The sequence below is a fragment of the Gordonia sp. NPDC003376 genome (genome assembly GCF_053589235.1).
Genome location: NZ_JBSFRM010000008.1, coordinates 105,391 through 118,538 on the forward strand (window position 1 = coordinate 105,391; position 13,148 = coordinate 118,538).

The window sequence follows — 13,148 nt, forward strand, 5'->3', positions numbered from 1 at the left end:
CGGATATACTCGCGAGGCCGAGAACCACACCAGGTCCCGGCACGCCTCCGTAGCTCAATGGATAGAGCATCGGCCTTCTAATCCGGTGGTTGCTGGTTCGAGTCCAGCCGGGGGCACCGTGACAACCTTGCCGCCCTCCGGGCGGTGTGCGCCCGCTGTGTCGTTTGAAAGAGATTCATGCAGGCGCACCGTCACATCCTTGCGGACCTCCGGAACTGTGGACATTCACGACCGCCCTCCAGAGCCCGGGCCGAGAGGCGTTCGCCCACCACCCGAGGACGCAGCACCAGCCAACCGCCGTGGTCGACGAACACCCTCGCACCCGCATGGCGGACACGACCTGCCCACGATCGCAGGTCATCGGTGGTCAGTGCCTGCACGTGTCCGAAGTGTTCACCGGGCTGTTCCTCGAACGGCACGGCCACGATCACCCGGCGCCGGGCCACGCGCAACGCTTCCTCGATCGCCGTCACCGCCTGGTGGTCGTCCAGGTGTTCCAGGAGGTGGACCAGTGTGACGGTGTCGACCGAGCTGTCCGGATATCCCAGCGCAGTGGCGTCGCCGAGGTCGGCCTGTACGGACAGCCTGCGTCGACGTGCCGCCCGCCGGAGCATGGCCACCGCACCCGGGTCCACGTCGCACGCCGACACCTCCTTGCCCTCCCGGGCCAGTTGCAGGGCGAGGAAGCCGAAGCAGCTGCCCACCTCGAGCACCGACCGTCCCTCGATCAGGGATCGGGCCAGACGGTGGATCGGCGCGAACGCCGACCCACCCTCATCAAGCGAACGAAGAGTGTTGTCGTAGAACGCCTCCCAGGCCCGAGTGACGGTCGGGGCGGACGTCTCGACGATGCGCACGAAGGCGGTCTCGAAGTCGTCCCGCCCGATCAGCACGCCGATGTCCACCAGCGACGTCAACGAACCCACCAACGCGTCGTCACAGATGTCGGCGGGGGTGAAGCGATGCACCAGGTCCACACCGTCGTCCTGGCCGACGTGCCAGGCCAGCGGGCCCGTGCCGCCGAGGAGTTCACCGGCTCCGGCCGCTCGCACCCGAATGCGTCGTCCGACCCGACCCTGCCCGGTCGGGTCGAGGGAAGCGGTCACGACCAGCCTTCGTCCATGTCGATCACCGCACGACCGGTGAACTCGCCGCGTCGCAACGCATCGACGACGGTGGGGATCTCGCCGACCGGGAAGTGGACACCGATCTGATCCAGCTTCCGGGGCCTCAGATCATCCTCGATCCGCTTCCACAACGCGCGCCGGGCCTCGATCGGCATCTGCACGGAATCGATCCCGAGCAATCCCACCCCGCGCAGGATGAACGGCATGACGGTGGTCGCCAGGCCGCTGCCCCCGGTCAGACCGCTGGCGGTCACCACTCCCCCGTACCGGGTGGTGCTCAGGATGTCGGCCAGCGCCGCGCCGCCGACACAGTCGACGGCCGCAGCCCAGCGGGCACGCCCCAGCGCACGCGGCCTGGCATCCGGGTCGAGCGGCAGCCGGCCGATCACCTCGGCGGCCCCGAGGTCGTGCAGACGGTCGGTCGCCGCCGGCTTCCCCGACGAGGCCACCACCTCGAATCCCTTGGCCGCCAACAGATCGATGGCCGCGGAGCCGACACCACCGGTGGCACCGGTGACGATGATCGGACCCGACTCGGGGGTCACACCCCAGTCGAGGATCGCCGCGACACTCATCGCCGCGGTGAAGCCCGCGGTCCCGATGGTGGCCGCCTCGCGCGGCGTGAGGTCGGCGAGGGCGACGGTCCAGTCGGCCGGCACCACCGCTTCCTGCGCATAGCCGCCGTCGCGGGCGGTGCCGATCTCGTAGCCGTGTGCGATCACCTCGGCGCCCACAGCGAAGTCCGGTGACGCAGATTCGATCACGGTCCCCGCGACGTCGATGCCGGGCACGATCGGATAGTCGCGGACCACACCGCCACCGGGGGTGAAGGCCAGTGCGTCCTTGAAGTTGACGCTCGAATGGGTCACCCGGATGCGCAGCTCGCCGGCGCCGAGCGCAGCTCGGTCACGCTCGATCACCTCGGGACGGATCTCGTCGTCGTGACGGACGGCGGTGAGTGAACGATAGGTGGTCATGCGGTACTTACTCCTTGAGTCGGTGGTGTTCGGGCTGGGTGAGTTCACGCTGGGGGCCGCGTCGGCGAATCGGGGGCCAGCCGGGTGGTCAGGTCGGTGACGACCGCGGGGTTCTCGATGGTCGGGGGCACATCGGGATCATCGCCGTCGAGGATCTGGCGCAGACAGCGGCGCACGATCTTGCCCGAGCGGGTCTTGGGCAACGCCGGGACCACGCTCACGCCACCGAGCGCGGCGATCGGCCCGACCCGTCGGCGCACGAGATCGCCGATCTCCGTGGCCAGCTCGGCCACACGCTCGGCGTAGGCGACCTCGGGTACGACGATCGCATAGGGCCGTTGCCCTTTGAGGTCGTCGCGTGCCCCGACGACGGCGCATTCGGAGACCCCGGAGTGTTCGGCGATGGCCGTCTCGATCTGACCCGACGACATCCGGTGCCCGGCGACGTTCATCACGTCGTCGGTGCGGCCGAGGATGTACACGTACCCGTCGTCGTCGACATATCCACCGTCACCGGAAGAGTAGTAACCGGGGTGTTCGGTCAGGTACGACCGTGCCAATCGGTCGTCGTCGCCCCACACGCGGGTCAGCGCCCCGGGCGGGAGCGGCAGCCCCAGACAGACATCGCCTTCCTGTCCTGGCGCGACGGGTTTCCCGTCGTGGCCGAGGATCGCCACGGTGAATCCCGGGACCGGCTTCGTCGAGGAACCAGGTCTGGGTGGGAAGTACGTCAGGCCGAGGAAGTTCGAGATGACCGGCCACCCCGTCTCGGTCTGCCACCAGTTGTTCACCACGGGTGCCGGTTGCACGTCGCAGAGCCATTGCTGTGTGTCCGGGTCGAGACGCTCACCGGCCAGGAAGATCCCCCGCAGCGAGGTCAGGTCGTACCCGGTGAGCAGCTCCGCCCGCGGATCCTCGCGACGGATGGCCCGCATCGCGGTGGGCGCGGTGAGCAGCACGCTCACCCGGTGACGTTCGACGATGTCCCAGAACGCCCCCGCGTCGGGGGTGCCCACGGGTTTACCCTCGAACAGCACGGTGGTGGCCCCCGCGAGCAGTGGCCCGTAGACGATGAACGAGTGCCCCACCACCCAGCCGATGTCGCTGGCCGCGAACACCACGTCCCCGGCCTCGATGCCGTACACATGCGGCATACACCACGCCATCGCCACCGCATGCCCGCCGTTGTCACGGACGATGCCCTTCGGGGCACCGGTGGTCCCGGACGTGTAGAGGATGTACAGCGGATCGGTGGCGGCCACCGGCACACCGTCGGCGGGCTCGACGTCGGCGATCAGGGCGTCCCAGCGATGTTCCGGCCACCCGACCGTGCGACCGGCCGGTTCCGGCACCTCTGGGCGGTCGACGACGACGACGTGCCCGGGTCGCCAATCCGCCTCCGCGAGGGCGGCATCGAGCAGCGGCAGGTAGGGCACCGCACGGCCGGGTTCGAGTCCCCCGGTGGCGGTCACGATCACCGCCGGCCGCGCATCGTCGATGCGTGCGGCGAGTTCGGCCGCACCGAAGCCGCCGAACACCACCGCGTGCACCGCCCCCAGCCGGGCGCAGGCGAGCATGCCCACCACCGCCTCCGGGATCATCGGCAGATAGATCAGCACGCGATCCCCGCGTCCCACACCGAGATCGCGCAGCGCCCCCGCGGCCCGGCGCACCTCGTCGAGCAGTTCCCGGTAACTGTAGGTGCGCTCGCGACCCGTCGTCGCCGACACGTACACCACCGCGGACTGATCGCCGAGGCCTGCCGCCACATGCCGGTCCAGGGCGTTGTGGGCGGTGTTCAGGGTGGCCCCGGGAAACCAGTCCGCCAAGCCGTGCGTGGTGTCGACGTACGCCGATCGCGGTGGGTCGACCCATGTGACGGCGCGGGCGGCGTCGAGCCAGAACCGACCCGGATCACGCTCGGCGACGGCCGAGGCGACGGCATGGGCGTCCATCGGCACCTCGGACCGCTCCGTGCTCTGCGTGCGCTCAGCCATCGGTGAACCTCGCCGGCCGCTTGTCCAGGAACGCGGTCATGCCCTCGGTCTGGTCGTCGAAGGCGAACAGCGAATGGAACCACCGCCGTTCGAAGAGCAGCCCCTCGGCCAGGGTCGTCTGGTCGGCGCGCAGGACGCACTCCTTGGCCGCACGGACCGCGCGTCCGGAGAAGCCGGCGATCTGCCGGGCCACCACCAGCGCCTGGCCGAGCACGTCGTCGTCGGGGACGACGCGGCTGACCAGACCGATGCGGAGCGCCTCGGCGGCATCCACCCGGCGACCGGTCAGGATCAGGTCCATCGCCCGGGCCTTGCCGACCAGGCGCGTGAGCCGTTGCGTGCCACCGATACCCGGGATGATCCCCAGACCGATCTCCGGCTGGCCGAAGGACGCACCCTCGCCGGCGATCAGGATGTCGCACATCATCGCGATCTCGCATCCGCCGCCGAGCGCGAACCCGTTGACCGCACCGATGGTGGGGATGCGCAGGTCGGCCAGTTGTTCCCACGCCGCAAGATGATTCGCGTCCGTCATGTCGCCGAAAGTACGGTCACGCATCTCGGCGATGTCGGCGCCGGCGGCGAAGGCGCGGCCGGCACCGGTGAGAACCAGTGCCCGCGCACCGCTGTCGGTGACCTGACGCAGTGCCACGGAGAACTCGGTCATCATCGTCGTGTTCAGGGCGTTGAGTGCGGTCGGTCGGTTCAGGGTCAGCTGGGCCACACCGTCGTCGTCGACGGTGAGCGTGAGGGTGTCAGAGGAGGACATCGGTTCTCGGGTTTCCTTGGGTTGTCGGTGAGGGGTTGCGGACGGTGGGGGGTTCGAGGTGACCGGCGAGCCGGCTCGTCAGCGCATCGACGACGGCCCTGATGTGTGGGGCGCGTCGCACGGCCGACGGCACCACCACCCAGTACTGGCCGCCGACGTCCACCTCGGCGGGCAGTACCGGCACCAGACCGTCGTGGAAGGCGGTCGCATACGCGGGCAGCAGACCGACGCCGTGGCCGGCGAGCACCGCCTGGATCTGCGCGCTGACACTGTTGGACTGCACCGTGGCGCAGGCCCCGGGGAGCAGATCGTCGAGGACGCGCAGCGGGGCGATGTCGAGGCATCCGTCGAGGTAGTAGACCAGCGGGTGTTCCCGAAGGTCCTCGACACAGGTGATCGGGGCGTGATCGGCGAGGTGGTCGGCCGAGGCGAACAGGGCCAGTGAGTAGGTGCACAGTCGCGTGGCGACGACGGCCCGCGACGGCGGCGGTTCCAGCGACACCGCGATGTCGTACTCGCCTGCACGCAGATCCACATGCCGTGTGGAGGTCAGCAATTCGATACGCAGGGACCGGTGCCGGGCGAGAGCCGGGGCGAGGGCCTGTGGCGCCAGGTAGGTGCCGAACGCGTCCGGGGTGAGCAGGCGGACGGAACCGCGGACACCGTCCTCGTCGTCACGGGCGACGGCGCGCTCGGCCTCGTCGAGGTCGCGCTGGATCCGCTCCCCGATCCGCCGGAGGCGACGGCCCGTCTCGGTGAGCTGCCAACCGGTGGTGGACCGGTCGAACAGGCGCCGGCCGACCCGTTTCTCCATGCGGGCCACGTGCCGGCTCACGGTGGAGTGGTCGACGCCGAGCCGCGACGCCGCCCCGGTGACGGTGCCACTGCGTGCCACGGCCAACAGGATCAGCAGATCCTCGGCACTCACCGTGGTGTGCAGTGGCCGATCGGGGCTCATCAGCCCGCCCCGAGCTGGACCAGTGCCAGCAGCGGCGCCATGATCGCGATCGCCACGGCAGGCGGATCCAGGTGCATCCGGCAGCGCTCCAACATCAGTCGCGCCCAGCCCTCGGCGACGACAGCGGATACCAGGCCCGCCACGACGGCGGCCACCAGAATCCAGATCGCACGGTCGGTGTGGGCGGCGATGATCCCCGCGGCCAGTCCGGCGGGCAGGGTGATGTGGTGGGTCACCGGCACCGCCTTGCCGAACACCAGGGCCAGCAGGGTCACCGCGGACATGCCGTAGAGGAAGAGCGGCGCCATCGCCCGGGCGTCCGGTGGGAACGCCAGGTACACCGATCCGGCGACCGCACCGCCCATCAGCCCGATGGTGATCACCGCGGCGGGATCGTGCTGCCACGGAACCCATGGCGCACGTTCGGTGGTCGGGGTCCGCGCCCACAGCGCGGCGGCCACCAGCGCGGTGAGGACGACGCTGACCGCGAGCGCGTCGATCACCCGGACCTCGGCACCGACGGAGGTGTGCACAACGGGGATCTGGGCGACCGCCCGGGCCAGGATCTGGCCGAGCACACCGAATGCCGCGCCCACCGCGAGGACGGACATGCGGTTGTAGGAGATCAGCGGCTGGGCGATGTCACGGCCGGAGGCGTGGGCACGGATGTGGGCGGCATACGCCGCCGCGGCCGCACCGCCGGCGAACAGCACATGGGGACCGAACACCGGCCCGAAGGCCAGGTCTCCCACCAGCGGGGTGTCGGGGCCGAGGGTCGCCAGCAGGGTGGCGACCACGACGATCACCCCCATCAGGGAGAACGCGGCGAGCGCACCCAACGCCGCCCCCAGTGCGCCACCACCGGCGGCGCCGACCAACTCGCTCACGGTGAGCGTCATGGAAAGTCCTTTGCGTCGTATTCCGTTGGGAAAGAACGGTTCACGCGGCGACGACAGACCCTGAGGATGAGGGTGTCGTCGCCGCGCGAACAGCGTCGAGCGGGGGTGGATCAGTGCTGGTGCCTGATCACACCGCGGATGTTCTTGCCGGCCAACAGGTCGTCGTATCCCTCGTTGACCTGCTCGAGGCTGTACTCCTTGGTGATCAGCTCGTCGAGCTTGAGCTTGCCGTCGGCATACATCCGCACCAGGTTGGGGATGTCATAGGTCGGATTGCAGTCGCCGAACAGCGATCCCTTGACGGTCTTGCGGAAGTAGCTCATCTCGGTGCTCGGCAGCTTGACGGTGATCTCGTCGATCCGGTTGAGGGCGGTCAGCACCATGATCCCGCCACGGCCGATCATCGAGAAGCCGGCACTCACCTGCTCGGCGGTGATCAGGTCGGTGGTGATGATCGCCGAATCCGCACCCTGACCGTTGGTGAGGTCGTCGACAGCGGCCTTCGCGTCGGCGGCGTTGTCGAAGGCCAGGGTTGCGCCGAGCTCGATTGCCTTGTCCCGCTTGTTCTGCAGCGGATCGATCACGATGATGTGCTCGGCACCGGCGTGCTTGGCGCCCTGCACCGCGTTGATGCCGATGCCACCGATACCGAAGATGACCACCATGTCACCGGGCTTGGTGTCGGCGGCATATACCGCCGATCCCCAGCCGGTGGGCACGCCACAACCGACCAGGACCGCCTTGTCGAGCGGGATGTCGTCGTCCACCACGACGACGGAGTACTCGTTGATCACGTTGTACTGGCTGAAGGTGCCGAGCGTGCACATCGCGCCGTACTGGCCGCGCGGTCCGCTGATCGGCCATCGCGGGCCCTCGAGGTGCCCTTCGAGCATCGCGGCGTTCATGTCGCACACCGACTGACGGCCGGTGGCACAGTACTTGCACCGTCCGCATGTGGGCGTGAACGAACAGATCACGTGATCACCCGGCTTGACGCGCGTGACACCCGGGCCGACCTCCTGGATGATCCCGGCACCCTCGTGACCGAGGACCATCGGCAGTCGCGCGATGGTGTCGCCGATGGAGATGTGCACGTCGGAATGGCACAGACCGCCGTAGAGGTACTGGATGAGCACCTCGTTGGGGCCGGGCTTGTCGAGGGTGAGTTCCTCGATCTCGATCGGCTTGCCCGGTTCGACGACGACTGCGGCTTGGGTCTTCATGGTGTCTTCCTTCGGTTGGTCGATTCCGCCCGGATAGCGGAGATCACGTGTGGTAGATCGGTGGGAATTACTGTGGTTCTTGCTGTTTCACCAGATGTGAGCCACCGAGGAACAGCGGGTGGTCTCAGCCGTGCTTGAGATTGACGACGTGGACGTCGGTGAACTCCTCGACGCCTGTGCGACCGAACTCGGCGCCCAGCCCCGACTGCTTGATCCCGCCGAACGGGACGTCGGGGGTCAGCTGGAAGTGGTGGTTGATCCAGGTGGTGCCGGCGTCGAGGCGACCGGCCACATCCATCGCGTTCTCGATGTCGGTGCCCCACACCGACGCACCGAGCCCGTACGGTGTGGCGTTGGCGCGGGCGATCGCATCGTCGAGCTCGTCGTAGGGCAACACCGAGCGGATCGGGGCGAAGGTCTCCTCGGCGACCAGCGGACTGCTCTCGTCGATGTCGCACACTAGCGTCGGGGCGATGTAGTAGCCCGGGCGGTCGAGCGCGTCACCACCGGCCACGATCCGGCCGTCCCGTCGGGCCACCGCCAGGTGCTCGCGCGCCTTGCGGTACTGGACCGCGTTCTGCACCGGACCCACCTGGGTCTGCTCGTCCAGCCCGTGTCCGACGGTCAGTGCCTCGATCCGCCGGGACAGTGCCTCGACCATCGCCTCGTACCTCGACGACGGGACATAGATCCGCTTGATCGACACGCACACCTGGCCCGCATTCGCATAGGCCCAGGTGCACAGTCCTTCTGCGGTCTTCTCGATGTCGGCGTCGTCGAGCACGACGGCCGCGTCGTTGCCGCCCAGTTCGAGTGTCAGACGTTTGAGGGTGGGTGCACACGCCGCCATCACGTGACGTCCGGTGACCGTGGACCCGGTGAACGAGACCTTGTCGATGCCCGGATGGGCGGTGAGCCGGCGGCCCAGATCGCCGCTGTCACCGACGATGTTGAACACGCCGGCCGGGATGACCTCACGGATCAGCTCGCCGAAGTACAGGGTCGCCAGCGGTGTGGTGGGCGACGGTTTGAGCACCATGGTGTTGCCGACGATCAGGGCCGGCGCGAGCTTGTACAGGGCCTGGAAGAGCGGGAAGTTCCACGGCGTGATCGCACCCACCACACCGACCGGGCGGCGGCGCAATTCGACCCGGTTGGCGTCGTCGTCGCGCAGCACCTCGGTCTCGAGCCGGTACTCGGCGAAGTAGCGGGTGAAGTCGATCGACCAGCTCACGTCGTCGCGGGCCTGGGTGATCGGCTTGCCCTGTTCCAGGGTGGTCAGCTGGGCGAGCTCCTCGTGGTGGGCGGCGAGGACGTCGGCCACCGCATGCAGAATCCGGCCGCGCTCGGCGACCTGGAGCGCCGACCATCCCGGCAGTGCGCGCCGTGCCGCTTCGACGGCGAGGTCGAGTTGCTCGGACGAGGCGGCAGGTGCATCGGCGATCCGTTCGGCGGTACCGGGATCCACCACCTCGATCCGGGTGGCGCCATCGACCAGGCGGCCCTCGATCAACTGGCCGAACCGCTTGGTCCCCGGGTCGAATCCCAGCCGGGGAGTCGGGGTGAGAAGTGAGGTCATCGAGTTCCTCTCGAAGCGAGTGCCGACGGCACTGGGAAAGGTCGGGTGGGAATGTCGAATCGCGGCTCCCGATCGACTGCGGTGCGGGCCGGGGATCGACGGATTTCAGTCTTGCGATCTGCGTCACAGCTATTTGTTCGAGATCTGCACACCCGCCGATCGGGGGTCGACCCGCCGCCGAGTCCGCTACGGTGGTTCGCACTGCGGGTGACTTCATTCACATTCGGGCAGGTTCGTGTGGCGCGTCTGGCGCCCGTCGGGGAATCGCCTGCTGCAGGGAAAGACGAGAGGTCCGTGACGATGATCGACAACTCCACAGCGACGGTCGCGACGATGTCGGCGAGCCGGTCGGGTCGTGTCCTCCAGGCCTCCTGGACCCGCTCCCGACAATCGGGCCTGGACCCGGCCAAACCGATGGACCCACCCACCGCCGGTGGTGTGGACACCGGGAGCCGCCTCTTCCGTGCGGCCACACCGGTGTTGGAACGCGTACGCGACGAGATCGACGGTGAGCGCTACTCGGTGATGCTCGTCGGTGCGCAGGCCGAGATGCTGACGACGGTGAACGGTTGCCGGCCGATCGATGCGGTGGTCGAACGCATCGGCGCCACCCCGGGTGCGCTCTGGCGGGAGGACACCACCGGCACCAACGCCCTGGCCACCCCGTTCGAGACCCGCAAGCCGTTGTTCGTGCGCGGCCGGGAGCACTACGTCGAGGGGCTGCACGACTACAGCTGCTACGGCCGGCCGATCTTCGACCCGATGACCGGCCGGCTCCTCGGCGTGCTGGACATCATGAGTGACGCCGGCGCCGAATCCGCGTTGATGCGACCGTTCGTCGACGCCGCGATCGTCGAGATCGAACGCAACATCCGGCAGAGCGTCGGCAACCGCACCCGCTCGGTGATCCGCGCCTTCGAGGAGGCGGCCCGACACCCGGCCGCGATCGTGGTGGCGATCTCGCGCTCGGTGATGCTGCAGAGCTCGGCCGCCGCTCGGGTACTGTCCCCCACCGACATCGCGTTGTTGCAGCAACTCGCCCACGACCTGCGGGCGTCGACGACCGTCGAGGTGACCTTGGGCAACGGGCACACCGCCCGGGTGGAGCTGGAGCCGGTCGACAACTCCGACGGCGTGCTGGTGCGCGCCCACACGCGGCAACGGCCGATGGTCCCTCGCACCGCCGAGAGGTTGCGCAGCTCGAGCCGGGTACGGCAGTGGATCGAGGATTTCCCCGGCAGCGCGGGATCGGGCGTGATCGTCGGCGAATCCGGTAGCGGCCGCAGCACCGCGCTGGCCGACGCGACCGGCGACCTCGCGCGCTGCGCGATCGACGGCCGCGCTCTGTACGAGGCCGAGGCCGAGCGCCGGCTACGGGCCTTCGCCGAGCAGCCCGGCGATCGGCTCCTGACCATCGACGACCTCGACCGACTGCCCGCGGGACCGATGGGCATCGTCGAGGAGATCCTCGTCTCGGGGCGTCACCGGGTGCTCGCCGGCACCGGGATTCCCGATCCCGCCGACGTGGGCGCCACGCGCCTGTTGCACCTGTTCGAGAACCGACTGGACCTGCCGGCGCTGCGCGATCAACGCTCCGAACTGCTTGCCACATTGGACGAGCTGGCCGGTCCGGGCGTTCGGTATCGCTTCACCCCGCAGGCCACCAGAGTGCTCGAGTCCTATTCGTGGCCGGGTAATCACCGGGAGCTGGCGTCGGTGTTGCGCTCGCTCGCACGGTCCCGCGGCACGCTGATCGACGCGGCCGATCTGCCCATCGAGTTACGGATGAAGTCCACGGTCAAGACGCTGACACCGTGGCAGCAGGCCAGTTGCGACGCGATCATGCGGGCGATGGAGATCTCCCACGGCAACAAGGCACATGCCGCCGACTATCTGGGCATCAGCCGTAGCACGCTGTACCACCACATCAAGGAATACGGGATCATCGTCTAGGGTCGCGATCGCCGGGTGCGCTCGTTGGTGACCACCTCGGCGCACCCGCGCATCGACACCGGTGCGAGGGCCCCATCCGGGTGATGTGGCAGCACGGCCGTGCAGCCCTGCACACGACTGTGTGCATCTGGGCATTGCCGGATACCGGTCGGTGACGCAGAGTCACTGTCGACCCAACTCCCGGACCGGAATATCCGAACAGCGATATCCCGCAACGACATCCGAACAGAGGCCCACACCCGATGTCCACTCTCATCGCCCTGCCCAGAATTCTGCGGATCGGCGCCGATGCCCTCACCGATCTCCCGGCCGTCCTCGGTGATCTCGGGTGTCGACGCCCACTGATCGTCACCGACGACCACCTCGTCTCCACCGGCGCGGTCACCCGGATGACCGAGGGACTCCGGGCCGCCGGCATCGAGTTCGCGGTGTTCGGTGACGTGGTCCCCGATCCCACCACCGATTCGCTCGAACCGGCTGCCGACCTGGTCCGGGCCGAGCGGTGTGACGCCGTGATCGGCTTCGGCGGCGGGAGTTCGATGGACACGGCCAAGGCGGTCGCCCTGCTGGCCACCACCGACCGACCGATGCGCGAGTTCAAGGCCCCGACGCTCACCGACGAGCCCCTGCTGCCGATCATCGCGATTCCGACCACCGCGGGCAGCGGATCGGAGGCGACCCGTTTCACCGTCATCACCGACTCGGAGTCCGGCGAGAAGATGCTGTGTCCGGGTCTGGCGTTCCTGCCCACCGCGGCCATCGTCGACCACACGTTGACCACGTCCATGCCACCGCGGCTCACCGCCGACACCGGCATCGACGCCCTCACCCATGCGGTGGAGGCCTACGTCAGCACCAAGGCCAACCCGTTCAGCGATTCCTTCGCGCTGACCGCAATCTCGACGATCGGCCGGTACCTGCGGCGGGCCTTCGCCAACGGCTCGGATACCCAAGCGCGGGAACACATGATGCTCGCGGCCACCCAGGCAGGTATCGCATTCTCCAATTCCAGTGTGGCGCTGGTACACGGCATGAGCCGACCACTCGGCTCGCACTTCCACATCAGTCACGGCATGTCCAATGCCATGCTCTTCCCGGCGGTCACCGAGTTCTCCATCGGCGCCGCCACCGCCCGGTACGCCGACTGCGCCCGCGCCTACGGCGTGGCCGACGACCACGACTCCGACGAGGTCGCCGCAGCGCTGTTCGTCGCCGAGCTGCGCCAGATCAACCACGAGCTCGAAGTGCCCGCGCCGAACGACCTGTCGATCGACCCGGATCGGTGGACCGGGTTGCTGTCGACGATGGCCGAGCAGGCCCTCGCCTCGGGATCGCCGCAGAACAACCCCGTGATACCCACGGCCGAGGAGATCGAGGCGATCTACCACAGCATCTTCTGACGTCGGCGTCGCGCCACGGCCGCCTGCCAGGCGCTCCCCCGAGCCCCTCTGACCGCAACCGAATACCGTGGTTACGTCGGCAGGTTCGGCGGCGGAGGTTTCGACATGCCTCGTCGCTCCGCTCCTCATCGGCTCAACCACCAACCCTAACTTGGCGATTGAGCAGGGAGCCCCCGCTGAGTGAACAGGAGCACCCACTGCTGATTGAGCCGGGACCGAGCAAAGCGAGGACCCGAGTCGAAATCTCCGCAGCCCACCTCGGATAG

General features: G+C 68.5%; 10 protein-coding genes and 1 tRNA gene. 3 read left to right on the plus strand and 8 right to left on the minus strand.

The genetic code is table 11. From position 1 onward, the window contains the following. The first annotated feature begins 43 nt into the window (after positions 1-43). Positions 44-116: transfer RNA gene (locus tag ACWDUA_RS10790), tRNA-Arg, on the plus strand. A 75-nt stretch (positions 117-191) separates the two neighbouring features. Here ACWDUA_RS10790 and mftM read toward each other — a convergent pair. The 8 genes from mftM to ACWDUA_RS10830 all read right to left on the minus strand — a co-directional run bounded on the left by mftM (position 192) and on the right by ACWDUA_RS10830 (position 9,529). Continuing rightward, entirely contained in the window at positions 192-1,106 is a 915-nt protein-coding gene (mftM, locus tag ACWDUA_RS10795) for a mycofactocin oligosaccharide methyltransferase MftM (RefSeq protein WP_449751012.1), read from the minus strand. Next, the gene (locus ACWDUA_RS10800; protein WP_449751013.1) at positions 1,103-2,104 is read right to left on the minus strand and encodes an acrylyl-CoA reductase family protein; all 1,002 of its coding nucleotides are present in this window, start codon (positions 2,102-2,104) and stop codon (positions 1,103-1,105) included. The genes mftM and ACWDUA_RS10800 overlap by 4 nt, the downstream gene beginning before the upstream one ends. A gap of 44 nt (positions 2,105-2,148) precedes the next feature. Then, positions 2,149-4,101, minus strand: coding sequence for an AMP-binding protein (locus ACWDUA_RS10805; RefSeq protein WP_449751014.1), 1,953 nt, complete (start codon positions 4,099-4,101; stop codon positions 2,149-2,151). Further along, entirely contained in the window at positions 4,094-4,870 is a 777-nt protein-coding gene (locus ACWDUA_RS10810; protein WP_449751015.1) for an enoyl-CoA hydratase-related protein, read from the minus strand. The genes ACWDUA_RS10805 and ACWDUA_RS10810 overlap by 8 nt, the downstream gene beginning before the upstream one ends. Beyond that, entirely contained in the window at positions 4,857-5,828 is a 972-nt protein-coding gene (locus ACWDUA_RS10815; protein WP_449751016.1) for a LysR family transcriptional regulator, read from the minus strand. Before ACWDUA_RS10815 ends, ACWDUA_RS10810 begins: the two co-directional genes overlap by 14 nt. Beyond that, positions 5,828-6,727, minus strand: a complete 900-nt coding sequence (locus ACWDUA_RS10820) for a hypothetical protein (protein WP_449751017.1) — start codon at positions 6,725-6,727, stop codon at positions 5,828-5,830. Before ACWDUA_RS10820 ends, ACWDUA_RS10815 begins: the two co-directional genes overlap by 1 nt. A 110-nt stretch (positions 6,728-6,837) precedes the next feature. Continuing rightward, a complete protein-coding gene (locus ACWDUA_RS10825) occupies positions 6,838-7,950 on the minus strand; it encodes an NDMA-dependent alcohol dehydrogenase (protein WP_449751018.1) in 1,113 nt (370 codons plus the stop codon). Positions 7,951-8,074: 124 nt separating this feature from the next. Then, positions 8,075-9,529 carry an aldehyde dehydrogenase family protein gene (locus tag ACWDUA_RS10830; protein WP_449751019.1) on the minus strand — a complete coding sequence of 485 codons (1,455 nt, stop codon included), beginning with the start codon at positions 9,527-9,529 and terminating at the stop codon, positions 8,075-8,077. Positions 9,530-9,829: 300 nt separating this feature from the next. Between ACWDUA_RS10830 and ACWDUA_RS10835 the strand changes: the two genes are divergently transcribed. Continuing rightward, positions 9,830-11,482, plus strand: coding sequence for a sigma-54-dependent Fis family transcriptional regulator (locus ACWDUA_RS10835; protein ID WP_449751020.1), 1,653 nt, complete (start codon positions 9,830-9,832; stop codon positions 11,480-11,482). A gap of 242 nt (positions 11,483-11,724) precedes the next feature. Continuing rightward, positions 11,725-12,882, plus strand: a complete 1,158-nt coding sequence (locus tag ACWDUA_RS10840) for an iron-containing alcohol dehydrogenase (protein WP_449751021.1) — start codon at positions 11,725-11,727, stop codon at positions 12,880-12,882. Positions 12,883-13,148: the final 266 nt, after the last annotated feature.

What these genes read in the sequence shown, in the direction of transcription:
- ACWDUA_RS10825 (WP_449751018.1), bottom strand. Translation starts at nt 7,950, where the DNA reads ATGAAGACCCAAGCCGCAGTCGTCGTCGAACCGGGCAAGCCGATCGAG.
- ACWDUA_RS10835 (WP_449751020.1), top strand. Translation starts at nt 9,830, where the DNA reads ATGATCGACAACTCCACAGCGACGGTCGCGACGATGTCGGCGAGCCGG.
- ACWDUA_RS10805 (WP_449751014.1), bottom strand. Translation starts at nt 4,101, where the DNA reads ATGGCTGAGCGCACGCAGAGCACGGAGCGGTCCGAGGTGCCGATGGAC.
- ACWDUA_RS10830 (WP_449751019.1), bottom strand. Translation starts at nt 9,529, where the DNA reads ATGACCTCACTTCTCACCCCGACTCCCCGGCTGGGATTCGACCCGGGG.
- ACWDUA_RS10820 (WP_449751017.1), bottom strand. Translation starts at nt 6,727, where the DNA reads ATGACGCTCACCGTGAGCGAGTTGGTCGGCGCCGCCGGTGGTGGCGCA.
- ACWDUA_RS10840 (WP_449751021.1), top strand. Translation starts at nt 11,725, where the DNA reads ATGTCCACTCTCATCGCCCTGCCCAGAATTCTGCGGATCGGCGCCGAT.
- ACWDUA_RS10815 (WP_449751016.1), bottom strand. Translation starts at nt 5,828, where the DNA reads ATGAGCCCCGATCGGCCACTGCACACCACGGTGAGTGCCGAGGATCTG.
- ACWDUA_RS10800 (WP_449751013.1), bottom strand. Translation starts at nt 2,104, where the DNA reads ATGACCACCTATCGTTCACTCACCGCCGTCCGTCACGACGACGAGATC.
- ACWDUA_RS10810 (WP_449751015.1), bottom strand. Translation starts at nt 4,870, where the DNA reads ATGTCCTCCTCTGACACCCTCACGCTCACCGTCGACGACGACGGTGTG.